The sequence below is a fragment of the Kineosporia sp. NBRC 101731 genome, from assembly GCF_030269305.1.
Classification (GTDB): domain Bacteria; phylum Actinomycetota; class Actinomycetes; order Actinomycetales; family Kineosporiaceae; genus Kineosporia.
The window spans coordinates 320,177-336,809 of the sequence record NZ_BSTC01000006.1 but is presented as its reverse complement, the minus strand read 5'-3'; the positions used below and the strand labels follow the sequence as shown (position 1 = coordinate 336,809).

Annotated in this window: 15 protein-coding genes; 2 read left to right on the top strand and 13 right to left on the bottom strand. The window is 69.5% G+C overall.

Features of this window, described 5'->3' with window-relative positions:
* Positions 1 to 135: 135 nt before the first annotated feature.
* The 12 genes from QSK05_RS19370 to aspS all read right to left on the bottom strand — a co-directional run bounded on the left by QSK05_RS19370 (position 136) and on the right by aspS (position 13,258).
* A complete protein-coding gene (locus QSK05_RS19370; RefSeq protein ID WP_285598656.1) occupies positions 136 to 1,359 on the bottom strand; it encodes a type II secretion system F family protein in 1,224 nt (407 codons plus the stop codon).
* An 11-nt stretch (positions 1,360 to 1,370) separates the two neighbouring features.
* On the bottom strand, positions 1,371 to 2,729 hold the full coding sequence (locus tag QSK05_RS19365) for a type IV pilus twitching motility protein PilT (protein ID WP_285598655.1): 1,359 nt from the start codon (positions 2,727 to 2,729) through the stop codon (positions 1,371 to 1,373).
* A gap of 302 nt (positions 2,730 to 3,031) precedes the next feature.
* Positions 3,032 to 3,880 (bottom strand): shikimate dehydrogenase, encoded by an 849-nt coding sequence (locus tag QSK05_RS19360; RefSeq protein ID WP_285598654.1) that lies wholly within the window; start codon positions 3,878 to 3,880, stop codon positions 3,032 to 3,034.
* A 13-nt stretch (positions 3,881 to 3,893) separates the two neighbouring features.
* On the bottom strand, positions 3,894 to 5,033 hold the full coding sequence (gene mltG / locus QSK05_RS19355) for an endolytic transglycosylase MltG (RefSeq protein WP_285598653.1): 1,140 nt from the start codon (positions 5,031 to 5,033) through the stop codon (positions 3,894 to 3,896).
* A gap of 13 nt (positions 5,034 to 5,046) precedes the next feature.
* Positions 5,047 to 5,580 carry a Holliday junction resolvase RuvX gene (gene ruvX / locus QSK05_RS19350; protein WP_285598652.1) on the bottom strand — a complete coding sequence of 178 codons (534 nt, stop codon included), beginning with the start codon at positions 5,578 to 5,580 and terminating at the stop codon, positions 5,047 to 5,049.
* Between the two features lie 2 nt (positions 5,581 to 5,582).
* Positions 5,583 to 8,249, bottom strand: a complete 2,667-nt coding sequence (gene alaS, locus QSK05_RS19345; RefSeq protein ID WP_285598651.1) for an alanine--tRNA ligase — start codon at positions 8,247 to 8,249, stop codon at positions 5,583 to 5,585.
* A 110-nt stretch (positions 8,250 to 8,359) separates the two neighbouring features.
* Complete coding sequence (locus QSK05_RS19340; protein WP_285598650.1) at positions 8,360 to 8,683, bottom strand: DUF6167 family protein; 324 nt, start codon at positions 8,681 to 8,683, stop codon at positions 8,360 to 8,362.
* A gap of 7 nt (positions 8,684 to 8,690) precedes the next feature.
* Positions 8,691 to 9,047: a DUF948 domain-containing protein gene (locus QSK05_RS19335; protein WP_231481549.1), complete on the bottom strand. Its 357-nt coding sequence runs from the start codon at positions 9,045 to 9,047 to the stop codon at positions 8,691 to 8,693.
* Positions 9,048 to 9,201: 154 nt separating this feature from the next.
* Positions 9,202 to 10,593 (bottom strand): replication-associated recombination protein A, encoded by a 1,392-nt coding sequence (locus QSK05_RS19330; protein ID WP_285598649.1) that lies wholly within the window; start codon positions 10,591 to 10,593, stop codon positions 9,202 to 9,204.
* Positions 10,594 to 10,603: 10 nt separating this feature from the next.
* The gene (locus QSK05_RS19325) at positions 10,604 to 10,825 is read right to left on the bottom strand and encodes a hypothetical protein (RefSeq protein ID WP_285598648.1); all 222 of its coding nucleotides are present in this window, start codon (positions 10,823 to 10,825) and stop codon (positions 10,604 to 10,606) included.
* A gap of 159 nt (positions 10,826 to 10,984) precedes the next feature.
* Positions 10,985 to 11,275: a hypothetical protein gene (locus QSK05_RS19320; RefSeq protein ID WP_285598647.1), complete on the bottom strand. Its 291-nt coding sequence runs from the start codon at positions 11,273 to 11,275 to the stop codon at positions 10,985 to 10,987.
* A 183-nt stretch (positions 11,276 to 11,458) separates the two neighbouring features.
* Entirely contained in the window at positions 11,459 to 13,258 is a 1,800-nt protein-coding gene (gene aspS / locus QSK05_RS19315; protein ID WP_285598646.1) for an aspartate--tRNA ligase, read from the bottom strand.
* Positions 13,259 to 13,494: 236 nt separating this feature from the next.
* Here aspS and QSK05_RS19310 point away from each other — a divergent pair, with 236 nt between their 5' ends.
* Positions 13,495 to 14,787, top strand: a complete 1,293-nt coding sequence (locus QSK05_RS19310; protein WP_285598645.1) for an Rv2578c family radical SAM protein — start codon at positions 13,495 to 13,497, stop codon at positions 14,785 to 14,787.
* Between the two features lie 26 nt (positions 14,788 to 14,813).
* Here QSK05_RS19310 and QSK05_RS19305 read toward each other — a convergent pair whose 3' ends face one another.
* Positions 14,814 to 15,512 (bottom strand): MBL fold metallo-hydrolase, encoded by a 699-nt coding sequence (locus tag QSK05_RS19305; protein ID WP_285598644.1) that lies wholly within the window; start codon positions 15,510 to 15,512, stop codon positions 14,814 to 14,816.
* Positions 15,513 to 15,703: 191 nt separating this feature from the next.
* Here QSK05_RS19305 and QSK05_RS19300 point away from each other — a divergent pair, with 191 nt between their 5' ends.
* Complete coding sequence (locus QSK05_RS19300; protein ID WP_285598643.1) at positions 15,704 to 16,579, top strand: peptidylprolyl isomerase; 876 nt, start codon at positions 15,704 to 15,706, stop codon at positions 16,577 to 16,579.
* Positions 16,580 to 16,633: the final 54 nt, after the last annotated feature.

Here is a 16,633-nt window from a genome sequence, read left to right as displayed (position 1 = left end):
CGAAAGCGGCTGGTGATGAGCGCGCCGCCTGGCCGGGGTGACCTGGCGCGACTCGATGACACTCGTGATATCGGCCCACCAGAGCGGGACTTGAGGAATAGGAATCGAAACCTACTGACCGTTAAGGGTCGTAGGTCACGAGATGAGGTTGAACACGGAGAAGATGGGCATGTAGAGGGCCACGATCATGGCGCCGATGATCGAGCCCAGTACGGCAATCATCAGCGGCTCGATGATGCTGGTCAGGGCCTCGGTGGTGGCCTCGACCTCCTGGTCGTAGAACTCAGAGATCTTGTGCAGCATGCTGTCCATGGCGCCGGTGTCCTCACCGACCGCCAGCATCTGCACCACCATCGGCGGAAACACCTTGTGCTCGCTCAGCGGGGCGGCCAACGGTTTACCCTGTCGCACACTGTCCTCGACCGCCTTGGCGGCATCCCGGAGAACAACGTTGCCCGCCGCCTCGCCGACGATCTCCAGGCTTCGCAGGATCGGCACACCGGCGTGCAGCATGGTGCCCAGATTTCGCGAGAACCGGCTGATGGCGACCTTTCGGAACAAGTCACCGAAAATGGGGACCTTCAGCTTCAGGGGGTCGATGACCTGCCGGACACCTTCCCTGTTCTTGTTCTTGCCCCAGATGGCCGAGGCCGGGACCGCTACCACCAGCAAGATCGGGGCCGCCACCTTCATGGCGGCCGAGAGGAACACCAGAGCCTTCGTCGGCGCGGGCAACTCGCCACCGAGATCGTCGAACATCTTGGTGAACACCGGCACGATGAACAGGAGCATGCCGACCACCGCGATGATCGCCATGACGAAAACCACGACGGGGTAGGTCATCGCCGACTTGATCTTGGCCCGGAGCTTGACCTCCGACTCCATGTTCTCGGCGATCTGCAGCAGGACCTGGTCGAGGAAACCGCCGACCTCACCGGCCCGGCACATGTTGACCATCAGGGGCGGGAACACCTTGGCGTGCTTGGCCATGGCCGACGACAACGAACCGCCGGCCTCGACGTCGGCCCGCACCTCATGGAGAACCTTGGCCAGCGGCGCACTCTCGGTCTGCTCGGCAAGAATGCTCAGGGATTTCAGCAGGGACAGGCCGGAATCGATCATGGTGGCGAACTGACGGCTCATCACCGCCAGGTCCTTGAGGTCGACCTTGTTGCTACCCGGGAGCTTGATCTCCAGATTCAGGCCGGTGTTGGCCTGTTTCACCTTCAGCGGCGCGAAACCCTGCTGCCGCAGGCGCTGCACCAGAATTTCCTCGCTGGGAGCCTCCAGCTTGCCCTTGAGGAGTTTTCCCTGCTTGTCACGGTAGGAGTACTCGTACTGCTTGGTCGCGGTCGCCATCACGCTCCCTCTCAGGCCCGGCCGGTGAGCCGCTGGAAGTCGTCGGCGTGGTGCGCCTTCTCCAGGGCCTGGTCGTACGTGACCCGGTTGGTCTTCACCAGGTCGGCCAGGCACTGGTCCATCGTCTGCATGCCGTGCTGGGCGCCGGCCTGCATCGACGAGTAGATCTGGTGGGTCTTGCCCTCGCGGATCAGGTTCCGGATGGCCCCGGTGGCGAACATGACCTCGGTGGCCGCGACCCGGCCCTTGCCGTCGGCCGAGCGCACCAGGGTCTGGCAGACCACGCCCTGCAGGGCCCCGGCGAGCTGCACCCTCACCTGTTGCTGCTGCTCGGGCGGGAAGACGTCGATGATGCGGTCGACGGTCTGCGCGGCGTCCTGGGTGTGCAGGGTGCCGAACACCAGGTGACCGGTCTCGGCCGCGGTCAGCGCCACCGAGATGGTCTCCAGGTCGCGCAGCTCACCGACCAGGATGATGTCCGGGTCCTGGCGCAGCACGTGCTTGAGGGCGCTGCCGAAGGAGTGCGTGTCCTCGCCCACCTCGCGCTGGTTGACCAGGCAGTTCTTGTTCGGGTGGAGGAATTCGATGGGGTCTTCGACCGTCATGATGTGGTCGTGGCGGGTGCGGTTGGCCAGGTCGATCACCGCGGCCAGGGTGGTCGACTTGCCCGAGCCGGTGGGGCCGGTGACGAGCACCATCCCGCGGGGCAGGGCCGCCATGCTGGCGACCCGGGGGTTGATGCCGAGTTGTTCCAGCGTCTTGATCTCGAACGGGATCACGCGCATGACGGCACCGATCGCCTCCCGCTGCCGGTAGACGTTGACGCGGAACCGGGAGGCGCCGGGCACGGCGTAGGCGAAGTCGAGCTCCAGGTTCTCCTCGAACCGCTCACGCTGCTTCTGCGTGAGGATCGCGTAGATCGTCGACTGGATCGCGTGCGAGTTCAGCACCGGGTGATTCGGGACGGGGGCCAGGTGACCGCGGATCCGGATCAGCGGCGGCGCACCGTTGGCCAGGTGCAGGTCGGAACCGCCCTGCTGGACCAGGAACGCGAGCACCGCGTGCAGGTCGAACCCGGGCTGCTCATGACCGCGGGTCTGTTGCTGGGGCTGTTGCTGTTGCTGGGGTTGGGCCTGCTGCGGTATCTGAGGCTGCGGCGGGGCGATATGACCGGGCGGCGCGGTGTGCTTGCCCGGCGGCGGAGCGGGCATCAGACCGGGCTGGGCCGGTGGCATCCGGCCGGGCTGAGCTGCGGGCTGGACCCCGGGCTGACCGGCGGGCCGGGCCACCGGCTGAGGAACGTACTGGGCCGGGAGCAGCCCGGGTGTCGTCGGCTGAGCTGCGGGCTGCCCGGGATAGCTGTTCTGCACCGGATCCTCCTAGGCACCGTGCCGGGGCGAGTCCGCGGTCACGCCCGGCGGTGCACGTACGAGCCGCCGGTCCGTAGGCCTGTCGGCAGAAGGGGGCCCCGGCTTGAGCCACAACAGCGGCAGGGAGCCACCCGGCCGGGTCTTCCCATGATCAGGGCCGAAGACCTGGGTCCCCTCCGGCCCCCGAAAAGGGGGCGTCTCCCGGCCGGAGGCTGGGTGATTGCCTGATCATGATCGGTGGGGGCCCGATCACGACGAGGAAGGCACCGGCATGACCGTCGCCGACGGCGATGCGGGCGGGCTCAGCGCTCGGCGAGAGCCTTCTCGCCCGCGGCCCGCATGTCGTCGAGCGGGGCGTCCAGCCCGGTCATCAGTCTCACCTGCTCGGCGGCCTGGTATAGCAGCATCTCGAACCCGCCGACGGCCGCACCCCCGGCGCCGCTCCAGCGTGAGGCGGCATCCGTCGGCCACGGGTGGTAGGAGACGTCGAGCATCGAGCCGCGTGGGGGTGCCGTCAGGGTGAGGCCGGCGGCCCAGGAAGAAGCCGCCTCCCCCGGCAAGGTGACGATGACAGCGTCCGCCGCCACCACGTCCTCAAAAGACGTCAGTTCACTGACCCGGGCCGCGACCCCGAGCTTCGCGGCGACCTCCAGCACCGGCCCGGCCCGCAGGGCCGACCGGGCCTGGACGAGCACGGACGAGCACCCCAGCTCGGCCAGCGCCGCCACGGCCGAGGCCGCGGTGGCCCCCGCCCCGACGACACAGCCCACCGCGGCGGACGACAAGCCGGTCGAGCGCAGCGCCTGCACGATGCCGTACACATCGGTGTTGTGACCCAGCGGGCGCCGTTCACCCCCGTCCGAAGGGGTCCACGTCACCGTGTTCACCGCACCCACCGCGGCTGCCAGCGGTGTGACCGAGGACAGCCACGGGATCACGACCCGCTTGAGCGGCATGGTGAGGGACAGGCCCGACCACTGCGGCCCCAGTCCGGCGAACCAGGCCGGGAACGACGACTCGTCGAGCTCGACCGCCTCGTACGACCACCCCGACAGCCCGAGAGCGGTGTACGCCGCCCCGTGCAGGACGGGTGACAGCGAATGACCGATCGGGCTGCCGAGCACGGCCGCGCGGTGCGCGGCCGTGGACACGTGCGGCACGGTCTCAGTTACCGGGATTGGCGCGCAGCCAGGCCTGGAACTCCTTGACGTACACGTCGTGCTCGGCCATCGTCTTCGCGAACTTCGTCTCCCCGGTGGTCGGGTTCGTGGCGACGAAGAACAACCACTCGCCGGGCGTCGGCTTCAGCGCGGCCGCGAGCGCGGCCTTGCCCGGGTTGCTGATCGGCCCGCGCGGCAGCCCGGCGTACATGTACGTGTTGTACGGACTGTCGCTGGCCCGGTCGGCCGACGTGGTGGTGACGTTGAACTTGCCGGTGGCGTAGCTGACGGTCGAATCGAGCTGGAGCTTCATGCCGATGTCGAGGCGATTGGTGAGCACGCGGGAGACCCTGCCCATGTACTTCTCGTTGCCGGCCTCGGCCTCGATGATGCTGGCCTTGATCACGGTCTCGCGCAGCTCCGAGTCGGGGATACCGAGCCCGTCGTAGGTCTTCTTGCCGCGGGCGACCATGTCGGTCAGCGCCTGCGTGGCGGTCACGTCCGGCCCGAACTGGTAGGTCGCCGGGAAGAGGAAGCCCTCGAGGTTGTTGTTGGCGGCCTTCGGCAGGCCGATCTTCCCGGACTTGGCGGCCTTGCCGAGATCGGTGCGCTTCAGCTCGAGACTCTTGGCGATCTTGGTGAGGGCGTCGGAGACCCGGGTGCCCTCGGGGATGGTGACCTGACGGGTGATCCGGTTGTCCGGGTCGGCCAGGATCTCCAGCGCACCGGCACCGGACATCTTCTTCTTCAGCTCGTACGTGCCGGGCTGGATACCGTTCGCCCGCTTGTCCTCGGCGGCGGCGTCCACGAAGGCGACGGCGGTCTTGGTGACCCCGGCCTCGGTGAGGACCTGCGCGATGACCCGGCCCGAGGCGCCTTCGGGAACGACCACCTTGACCGCGCCCGAACCCGGGCCGGCATAGTCCTTGGGCTCGGTCAGCCGGGACACGATGGGGGCCAGTGCCAGGTACGCACCGTAGACACCACCGGCGGCGACGAGCAGGGACACCAGGAGGACAGTGGTGGTGCGGCGGCGCCGGTTCTTCCGGCGCTTGCGCATCTGCCGGTCACGCCGGCGCCGGCTCGGTGGTGGTCCGGAGAATCCACCAGGGAGCACGTCATGCAGCGACGACACATCGCTCACGCCGCAGCCTCGCTCACGTCAGTGCCTCTCCATGGCCAGGGCCCGGACCATCCGGACCCGATTCCAGGACGACCGGTGACCCCGGCGGACGGCCGGACGAGCGTTCGCCGTCCAGTGCCGACTGCAGGATCACCACTGCCGCCGCCTGGTCCACGACCGGTCGGCGTTTACGTCCTTTCACACCAGCTTCGCGAAGCCGCTGGTGCGCGGTCACGGTACTGAGCCGCTCGTCCACGAGGCGAACCGGTACCGGGGCAACGCGACGGGCGACTTCGACAGAGTACGCGCGCGCGAGGCCTGCCGCTGCCCCCTCAGCACCCGAAAGTGACCGCGGAAGTCCTACGATTACCTCACATACCGACAGTTCGGTCACGAGGAGTGCAATTCGCTCATAGTGCGCATTGCTGCCCTCGACCACCTGAACGGTCTCCAGCGGCGTCGCAAGGAGCCCGGCACCGTCCGAGAGGGCAAGCCCCACCCGGACGCTGCCGACGTCCACACCCAGCCGCACGCCGGAACGCATCCCGGCGCCGGTACTGCCGTACATGCTCAGGCCGATCGCTCGGCCACGACGGACTGGATCCGCTGCAGGGCCTCGGCGATCTTCGTCGCGTCGGTGCCACCGCCCTGGGCCACGTCGTCCTTGCCACCGCCACCGCCACCGAGCACCTTGGCCGCCTCACGCACCAGCTCACCGGCCTTGACGCCGCGGGAGCGGGCCTCCTCGTTGGTGGCGACGACCACAACCGGCCGCTCCTTGGCCACGGCCGCGACCGCGACGACGCCGGCCCGCGAGTCGGCGAGCCGGCCCCGCACGTCCAGCGCCAGCGCCCGCGCATCGGCCGGGTCGACCGGGCCCGCGTCGTGCGTGACGACAGCGATGCCGTTCACGTCGGCCGCGGAGTCCACCAGCGACGACGCGGCGTTGAGCAGTGCCGTACGGCGGCCCTTCTCGAGCTCCTTCTCGGCCTCGCGCAGGCGCGCGACGAGCGAGTTGACGCGCTCGGGCAGTTCTTCCGGGCGCACCTTGAGCGCCTCGGTGAGCTGGCTGACGAGAGCCCGCTCACGGCCCAGGAACCGCAGCGCGTCCAGGCCGACGTAGGCCTCCACGCGGCGGGTGCCCGCACCGATCGACGACTCGCCGATCAGCGTGATCGCACCGATCTGCGAGCTGTGCTCGACGTGCGTGCCACCGCACAGCTCCCGCGACCAGGCCCCGCCCATCTCGACGACGCGGACCTCCTCGTCGTAGGTCTCGCCGAACAGCGCCAGCGCACCCAGGTCGCGGGCCTTCTCGATCGGCATGTAGGTCGCCGACACCGGGTAGTCGTAGCGCAGGGCCAGGTTCGCGACCTGCTCCAGCTCCTCGCGCACCGCGGACTCCAGCGCGGAGCTCCAGGCGAAGTCCAGGCGCAGGTAGCCGGGCCGGTTGAACGAACCGCTCTGCAGCGCCGTGGGGCCGAGCACCTGCCGCAGCGCCGCGTGCACCACGTGGGTGCCGGAGTGCGCCTGGCAGGCCGAGAGCCGCCACTCGCGGTCGACGCTCGCGAACACGTCGGAGCCGGAGCGAATCGTGCCCTCCGTGACCTCCACGGTGTGCACGATCAGACCCTTGACCGGCCGCTGCACGTCGAGCACGCGCAGACGCGCGCCGTCCGCGGTGATCTCACCCTCGTCCGCGATCTGGCCACCGGACTCGGCGTAGAACGGTGTGCGCTCCAGCACGATCTGGACCGTCTGGCCCTTGTCCGCGACCTCGATCGGCGAGCCGTCGAGGATCAGGCCCCGCACGGTCGAGTCGGTGGACAGCTCGCGGTAACCGGTGAACTCGGTGATGCCCGGCTCCCGCAGCGCGCGGTAGACCGAGGTGTCGGCGTGACCGACCTTCTTCGACTTGGCATCGGCCTTGGCCCGGTTGCGCTGCTCGGCCATCAGCCGGCGGAACCCGTCGTGGTCGACGGTCAGGCCGTGCTCGCCCGCCATCTCCAGGGTCAGGTCGATCGGGAAGCCGTAGGTGTCGTGCAGCTGGAACGCGCGGTCGCCCGACAGCGTCGTCTCGCCCGCCGACTTGGCGCTCGCCACGGCGGTGTCGAGGATCGTCGTGCCCGAGCTCAGCGTGCGGGTGAACGCCTGCTCCTCGGCCAGCGCGATCTGGCTGATGCGGGCGAAGTTCGTCTCCAGCTCGGGGTACGACGCACCCATCCGGTCCTTGGACACGGTCAGCAGGTCGACGATCGACGGATCCTGCACGCCGAGCAGCCGCACCGAGCGGGTGACGCGGCGCAGCAGCCGGCGCAGCACGTAGCCGCGCGCCTCGTTCGACGGCGTCACGCCGTCGCCGATCAGCATCAGGCCGGAACGCACGTGGTCGGCGATGACGCGCATGCGCACGTCGTCCTGCGGGTTCGCGCCGTAACGCTTGCCGGTGATCTCCTCGACCCGGGCGATGACCGGGAAGACCTCGTCGATCTCGTAGAGGTTGTCGACGCCCTGGAGCAGGCTGGCCATGCGCTCCAGGCCCATGCCGGTGTCGATGTTCTTCGACGGAAGCGGAGCCTCGACGTCGAAGTCGATCTTGGTGCGGACCTCGCTCAGCATCTCCTGCATGAAGACGAGGTTCCAGATCTCCAGGTAGCGGTCTTCGTCCGCCTCCGGGCCACCGTCCGGGCCGAACTGCGGGCCGCGGTCGAAGTAGATCTCGCTGCACGGGCCACCCGGACCGGGAACGCCCATGTGCCAGTAGTTGTCGGCCAGGCCACGCTGCACGATGCGCTCGTCGGGCAGGCCGGCGATGCGCTTCCACAGCTGCCGCGACTCCTCGTCGCCCTGCAGCACCGTGACCCACAGACGGGACTCGTCCAGGCCGTAGCCGCCGTCGGACTGATCGCGGGTGATCAGCTCCCACGCCAGCTCGATCGCCTTCTCCTTGAAGTAGTCACCGAAGGAGAAGTTGCCGTTCATCTGGAAGAACGTGCCGTGCCGGCTGGTCTTGCCGACCTCGTCGATGTCGAGGGTACGGATGCACTTCTGGACGCTGGTGGCGCGCTCGTACGGCGGTGTCTCCTGCCCCAGCATGTAGGGCTTGAAGGGGACCATGCCGGCGTTGACGAACAGCAGGGTCGGGTCGTCGTACAGCAGCGGAGCACTCGGCACGACCGTGTGCCCACGAGTCGAGAAGTACCGCAGCCAGCGGCGGCGGATCTCTGCCGTCTCCATGGATCTGACCTTTCGCGTCACAGTGCGATTCGCATCGCGTTCCGGTGGTTAACCTGCAACGTCCACGGTGCCGGGTCGGCACCGTGGACGGCCAGGGAATTACCGGGAGCTCAGTAGTACCGGGGGTCGTTCTCAGGACTGTCCAGACTGTCCGGGTCGTCGTAACGCCTCGGACCGGTGGGGTCCTGCATCAGCGATTGTGCGGCCTGCGGGTCGAGTGTCCCGGCGTCGACACCCAGGGCGACCCGCAACTCCTGCTCCCGCTCGGCCATTCCCTCACGGATGACCTCGGCCATCTCGCGCAGGCCGTCACCGACGGAGCTGAGCGAGCTGCTCAGCCCGGCCGGCGTGTACTGCTCGACGGTCTTGGTGAACTTACGCACGACGTACACGCCCGCGCCGGCCCCGACCGCGATCCAGAAGAGCCTCGCCATCGTCAGCTCACCTCTTCCGCTTGCGGCCGCTGACCGCCTGGCGAACGCCGTAGCTGAACGCCGCGACCTTGACCACGGGCGAACCGAGCGTCGCGGCGAACAGCGCCGTCAGCGCCGACACGTTGGTCGACACCTGGGCCACGTTGTTCGTGATGGTGTCGACCTTGCCGAGCTGTGCGTTGGTCGACGCCACGGTCGTGGTGACCTCCGCCAGCAGCGGAAGAGCGCCGTCCGAGAGGCCACGTACGGTCACGCGGGTCTCGTCCAGCACCTTGCCCAGCTTGATCAGGGGGTACGCGAGCGCGCCGACGAGGAGGACGAAGGCTACGGCCGCGATGAGTCCGGCGATACCGCCCACCGACATGAGATGTTCCCTTTCATCGCGCGCTGCGGTGTGAGTTTGCCCGGGCTTCTCCGACGCGGAAAACCGGCCGGATCCCTGCCGAACGGGGTTGACCCTATCGTGGTCCGGCAGTACCGCAGTCCTGGCGGTTCGGCACGGGCGCGTGAAAGGCCTTTCAGCGGCGCTTGAGACCGCCGCGCAGCACCGAGCGCAACCGCGCCAGCCGCTCCGTCATCCCGCGCTCGGCACCCCGGTCGGTCGGCACGTAGTACTCCCGCCCGGCCAGGTCGTCGGGCAGGTACTGCTGCTGCACCACCCCGTGCGGATGGTCGTGCGCGTACTTGTAACCGCGCCCGTGGCCCAGCTTCTTGGCCCCGGTGTAGTGCGCGTCGCGCAGATCGGGCGGCACCGGCCCGCCCAGCCCGCTGCGCACGTCCTGGACCGCCGTGTTCAGAGCCATGTACGAGGCGTTCGACTTGGGGGCCATCGCCAGGTGAACCGTGGCCTGGGCCAGCACGATCCGCCCCTCGGGCATGCCGATCATCTGCACCGCCTGGGCCGCCGCCACCGCCACCTGCAGGGCGGTCGGATCAGCCATCCCGATGTCCTCGGAGGCCGAGATCATCAGTCGCCGGGCCAGGAAGCGCGGGTCCTCCCCCGCCTCCACCATGCGGGCCAGGTAGTGCAGCGCCGCGTCCACGTCGGACCCGCGGATGCTCTTGATCAGCGCGCTGGTGATGTCGTAGTGCTGGTCGCCCTCACGGTCGTAGCGGACCATCGCCGTGTCCACGGCCTGCTCGACGTCCTGCGCGGTGATCTCGCTGCTCTCACCCCGGCTGAGCGCACTGCCGGCCGCCGCCTCCAGCGAGGTCAGCGCGCGGCGGGCGTCACCGGCGGAGAGCCGCACCAGCCCTTCGACGGCCTCCTCGCCCAGCGTCACCGTGCCGTTGAGGCCGCGCTCGTCCTCGACCGCACGCCGCAGCAGCCCCTCGATGTCGGAGTCCTCGAGCTGGCGCAGCGTCAGCAGCAGCGAGCGCGACAGCAACGGGGAGATGATGCTGAACGAGGGGTTCTCGGTGGTGGCCGCCACCAGGATCACCCAGCGGTTCTCCACGCCCGGCAGGAGGCCGTCCTGCTGGGACTTGGTGAACCGGTGGATCTCGTCGAGGAACAGCACGGTGCGGATGTCGTGGCGGTCGCGCTGCTCGCGTGCCTCCTGCATCACCTGGCGCACGTCTTTCACGCCGGCGGTGACGGCCGAGAGTTCCACGAACCGGCGCCCCTCGGTGTTCGAGACGACGTGGGCCAGCGTGGTCTTCCCGGCTCCCGGGGGTCCCCAGAGAATGACGGACGCGGGTCCCGCCAGTCCGTCGGCCCCCTCGGCGAGGCGGCGCAACGGGGAACCGGGACCGAGCAGGTGCCCCTGGCCGACCAGTTCGTCGAGGGTGCGCGGGCGCATCCGGACCGCCAGCGGCGGCCGGTCGCCGGTACCGGCCTGCCCGAGGCTGCCCGGGCGGGCGGCGCTGAGGGCGGCGGCGGGGGTGTCGGAGGAGAACAGATCGGCCATCAGCAGCAGATTAGCTGTCGCCGGCCGGTCCCCCGTCGGAGCGGGTCAGCAACCACTGCACGACGAACGAGACGACGGCGGCACACAGGCCCACGACCAGCCCGGGCAGGAACCCGTTGCCGAGCACCAGGTTCATGATCACGCAGATCACCAGCACCACCACGGCCTGGATCGCCGCTCGCCGCCACTGCCGCGGGGTCATCTCGGTGTTCCGGTGCGTCTCATGGGTCAAGATTAGTGGTCCCTTCAGGGGAGGCGCCCACTCGCCCGGGTGGCCACGACGCGGGGCGCCGATCAGCAGCGGATGTCGTCGGCCCACCTGCGGCGAGGTGGATCGGTGAACTGCCCGGGAGCCCTGGGGTGATTCTGCGCGGTCTGCCTGGTCACCGCACTAGTCGCCTCCCCCGCCACCGCCACCGTCACCGCTGCTGTCGCTCCCCCCGTCACTGCCTCCGTGCGAGGAGTGCCCGCTCCCGCCACCGCTCGAACCGTCGATCGAGTCACCGTACGAACGCGAGTGCCCGGGACGGCGCCGCCGCGACAGCAACGCCATGAACCCCCCGGCGAAACCCACCACCACGCCCGCCTTGGCACCGCCCTCCCCGTCGAGCGACGCCCCCACGATCCCCACCAGTACGGCCCCGAAAAGTCCACCGAACAGTGCCTGCCCGATCCGGCCCATCCCCCACCCCTCCTGGCTCTCCTGGGCTTTTGCCCGCTTCCTGCATCTTCCATCGTTCGATGCCGCCGCGGACGGAAAAGTTCGGCAGAACGACCTCCGCAGGCGAGGCCGGCCGGACACGACGAGGCCCCGGGCCGCTCGCGCGGACCCGGGGCCTGGTGTCTCAGTTCCTGACGCCGGAGGTCAGGCCTTGGCCTCGGCGACCTTCTCGCCCTCGGCCTTGGGCTTCGGCGGCGTGTAGTCCACGCCGGCCTCCTTGCGCTGGGCCGGGGTGATCGGGGCCGGCGCGGCGGTCAGGGGGTCGTAGCCGCCGCCGCTCTTCGGGAACGCGATGACCTCACGCAGCGAGTCGGCTCCCGACAGCAGCATGACGATGCGGTCCCAGCCGAAGGCGATGCCGCCGTGCGGCGGGGCGCCGAACTTGAAGGCATCGAGCAGGAAGCCGAACTTCTCCTGGGCGTCCTCGTCGCTGAGGCCCATCATCGTGAAGACGCGCTCCTGCACGGCCCGCTGGTGGATACGGATCGACCCACCACCGATCTCGTTGCCGTTGCAGACGATGTCGTAGGCGTAGGCCAGCGCGTTGCCCGGGTCGGACTCGAACTTGTCGATCCACTCCGGCTTCGGCGAGGTGAAGGCGTGGTGCACGGCCGTCCAGGCGCCCGAGCCGACCGCGACGTCACCGCTGGCGACAGCGGCGGAGGCCGGCTCGAACAGCGGGGCGTCGACGATCCAGACGAACTCCCAGCGGCTCTCGTCGATCAGGCCGCAGCGCTTGCCGATCTCCAGCCGGGCCGCACCCAGCAGGGCGCGGGCCTCGGAGGTCACGCCGGCACCGAAGAAGACGCAGTCGCCCGGCTGGGCCCCGACGGCCTGCGCCAGACCGGCGCGCTCGGCCTCGGAGATGTTCTTCGCGACCGGGCCGGACAGCTCGCCGTCCTCACCGATCAGCACGTAGGCCAGGCCGCGGGCGCCGCGCTGCTTCGCCCACTCCTGCCAGGCGTCGAGCTGACGACGCGGCTGGGAGCCACCACCGGGCATGACCACGGCGCCGACGTACTCGTTCTGGAAGACCCGGAACGGCGTGGCCGCGAAGTACTTCGTCATGTCGACGAGCTCGTTGCCGAAACGCAGGTCGGGCTTGTCGCTGCCGTACCGGGCCATCGCGTCGGCATAGGTCATGCGCGGGATCGGCGTGGTGATCTCGTGGCCGATGAGCTTCCACAGCGCCTTGACGATCGACTCGCCGATCTCGATCACGTCGTCCTGCTCGACGAACGACATCTCGATGTCGAGCTGGGTGAACTCCGGCTGACGGTCGGCGCGGAAGTCCTCGTCGCGGTAGCAGCGGGCGATCTGGAAGTAACGCTCCATGCCACCGACCATGAGCAGCTGCTTGAACAGCTGCGGGCTCTGCGGAAGGGCGTACCAGGAGCCGGGCTTCAGGCGCGCGGGCACGACGAAGTCGCGGGCGCCCTCGGGCGTGGAGCGGGTGAGGGTGGGCGTCTCGATCTCGACGAAGTCCCGGTCGAGCAGCACGTTGCGCGCGGCCTGGTTGACCTTGCTGCGCAGCCGGATGGCCTGGGCCGGGCCGCTGCGGCGCAGGTCGAGGTAGCGGTACTTGAGCCGCACCTCCTCACCGACGTCGATGTGGTCGTCGAGCTGGAACGGCAGCGGGGCGGACTCGTTGAGGACCTCGACCTCGGTGGCGATCACCTCGATCGCGCCGGTGGCCAGGGCCGGGTTCTCGTTGCCGTCGGGACGCGGCGAGACCTCGCCGGTGACCCGCAGGCAGTACTCCGCGCGCAGGTTGTGCGCCACCTTCTCGTCACGGATGACCACCTGGGCGACGCCGGAGGCATCCCGCAGGTCGACGAACGCCACGCCGCCGTGATCCCGGCGGGAGGCGACCCATCCGGTGAGGATGACGGTTTCGCCGACGTGACCGGAACGCAGGGATCCGGCCGTATGGGTGCGCAGCACGGTGTGGCCTCTCGAAGTTTTGTCTGATCCTGAAATACGGACGCCCGCGATTCTACGGACGCCAACGGCGCGGTTCACGCCGGTTTCCCCGCGCGGCGTGCCCGGGGCCTTCCGGGTCGACGAATCTCCCGAAGTAAGTGACACTCCGTAGTGGCAGCGCACGGGTCCCTGCGACGCCCTCGATCCTGGACACGCAGGTGCTTGCGCCTTCGTTCGAACAGGTGTTCGATATGGGCATGCGCTGGGATTCACAGCGGGTCAGCGGTGTCGCCCCCGGACCGCACGGAGGGTCCGGTCCGGTGGCGACACCGTCTCTGCCCGGCCTCGATGCACCCGCGATCCGCGGGCTGCTGCGAACGGTCACGACGCCGGAGTTCGCGGGCATGACGTTCCACGAGGTGATGGCCCGCAGCGCCCTCAACCAGGTGCCGGTCGACTCGCCGATGCCGTTCCGCTGGACCGTCAACCCCTACCGCGGTTGCAGTCACGCCTGCGTGTACTGCTTCGCCCGGGGCACCCACTCCTACCTGGAGCTCGACACCGGCACCGGGTTCGACAGCGAGATCGTGGTCAAGACCAACCTGGTCGAGGTGCTGAGTCGCGAACTGGCACGCCCGTCCTGGAACCGCGAGCACGTGGCGATGGGCACCAACACCGATCCGTACCAGCGGGCCGAGGGCCGCTACCGGCTGATGCCCGGGGTGATCCGCGCGCTGGCCGTCTCCGGCACCCCGTTCTCGGTCCTCACCAAGGGCGGCCTGCTGCGGCGCGATCTGCCCCTGCTGCAAGAAGTCTCGGCCGAGGTGCCGGTGGGCCTGGGCCTGTCGATAGCGATCTGGGACGACGCCCTGCACCAGAGCCTGGAGCCGGGCGCCCCCAGCCCGAAGGCCCGGCTGGAGGTGGTGCGGAAGGCCCGCGAGGCCGGTCTGCCGTGCGGCGTTTTCCTGGCCCCGGTGCTGCCTTGGCTGACCGATTCCGACGAGCGGCTGGACGAGGCGATCGGGCAGCTCGCCCGGGCGGGGGCCACCGGCGTCACCGTGGTGCCCCTGCACCTGCGGCCCGGGGCCCGCGAGTGGTTCTTCAGGTGGCTGCAGCGTGAGCACCCGAAACTGGTGCGGCGCTACCGCGAGCTGTACAGCGGCGGCTCGTACGCCTCGAAGGACTACCGCCGCTGGCTGGCCGCACGGGTCCAGCCGTTGCTGCACAGGCACAGCATCGTGCCGTCCTCGTCCGGGGCGCAGGAGCGAGGTGGGAACACGACGCCCCTCGAGCCGGCCGACCGGCTCCGGGATGAGCGGCGTGAGGAGATCGAGGGGGCACTGGAGGGCGGCCAGCCGGGTGGCGGCATCCGTCGCATCGGGTCGGCGACCGGACCGGCTGCCGGCCGAGCGGCCACCGGCGCCCCGGTAGCCGCCCGGTCACGTGGACCGGGCCTGGACGGCATCCCCGGGGATCCGGAGAGTCGTTACCCCGAGGGCAGCCTGCCGCAGATCGCGGAACCGGAGCGCGAACAGCTCAGGCTGCTGTGATCAGGGGGTTGCCGCATCACGGGTTGCTACATCACGGCGCGCAGGAACGGGTTGTCGCGGCGCTCGCGGCCGATCGTGGTCGGGCCGCCATGACCGGGCAGCACCAGCGTGGAGTCGTCCAGCGGCAGCACCCGTTCGCGCAGCGACCGGTCCATCGCCGCCGAGTCCCCGCCGGGCAGGTCGGTGCGCCCGATCGACCCGGCGAACAGCACGTCGCCGCTCAGCAGGGTCGAGGTCAGGCCGGCACCGTCGGCCGTCCCCTCGGGCACCCCCTCCAGCGAGAACATCACCGAGCCCTCGGTGTGACCCGGGGCGTGCACCACCCGCAGGTCCAGACCCGCCATGGCGAGCGTCTCCTCGTCCACCATCGTCCGGATCTCGTCCGGCTCCTTCCAGCCGACGCTGCCGAACTGCTGGCGCAACATGTCGCCGAAGGCCGCGGGCAGCGAACCGACGGGATCGGTGAGCCGGTACCGGTCGTCGGTGTGCACGCTGAGCGCGACGCCGTGGGCGCCACAGACCGGGGTCACCGAGAACACGTGGTCGATGTGACCGTGGGTGACCACCACGGCGGCGGGCTTCAGCCGGTACTCGGCCAGCACGTCCGACAGCCGGCCCACCACGTCGACGCCCGGATCGACGATCACGCACTCCTCACCCGCGGCCGGGGCGAGGATGTAGCAGTTGGTGCCGAAGACCTCTGACGGGAACCCGAGAACGAGCATCCCCCGAGACTAGGGCAGGCTGGACCCGACACGATCGGGCAGCCAACAGGAGCGTCACGGGCCGCCGCCCGCCGCACGGCACGTCGTTGCTGCTCACTACGGCGAACACACAGCTCGTACCCCCTAGACTGCCTAACGGGTGACCCGTGGGCAGTGGCCGGGCGGGGCGAAGACGGCATGGAGGGCAGCACGTGACCCCGAAAAATCGGGAGCGCGCCTACGACAAGCGTCGTTACGAGGAGTGGCAGTCCCGGCTGGCGGAGAAGCAGGCGCACACCCGCAAGGTGCGCCAGCGGCTCGCCGTCGGAGGCGGCTCGCTCGTGGTGGTGCTGGTGATCCTCGCGGCGTTCCTGCTGGCGAACGAGGGCAAGGACGACGACAGCACGACGGCGGCGAGCAGTACCCCCGCGGCCAGTGCGTCGGCCGTGGCCACGACGGCGGCGACGGATGCGAAGTCCACGTGCCCCGCGGTCGACGCGAAGGCGCCGACCGACCCGCAGCAGACCGACAAGGTCCCGGACTCCTCGCTCGCCGCGAACAAGACCTGGTCACTGGGGATGAAGACCACCTGTGGCGACATAACGATCAGCCTGGACGGAAAGGCGGCCCCGCAGGCCGTGTCCTCGATGATCCAGCTGGCCAAGGACGGGTTCTACGACGGCACACCGTGCCACCGGCTCACCACCGCGGACTCGTTCGAGGTGCTGCAGTGCGGCGACCCGACCGGCTCCGGCACGGGCGGCCCGGGGTACACCTACGGGCCGGTCGAGAACGCCCCCTCGAAGACCTTCGAGAAGGACGGCGTCACCTACCGCACCTACGAGGCAGGCACGGTCGCCATGGCGCGGGCCTCCGGCGATGGTAAGAGCATGGGAAGCCAGTTCTTCCTGGTCTACGGCGACACCGACATCCCGGACGACGCCGCGGGTGGTTACACCGTGCTCGGCAAGATCACCCGGGGTCTGGACGTGGTGAAGAAGGTCGCCAAGGGTGGCGTCGCCGACGGGAGTACGGACGGCACCCCGGTGTCGGCCGTGTCGATCACATCGACGACGGTCTCCGGGTGAACCGGGACGAGAAGCACGAGCACCACAGCACGCACGAGGCTGGCAAGGCACACG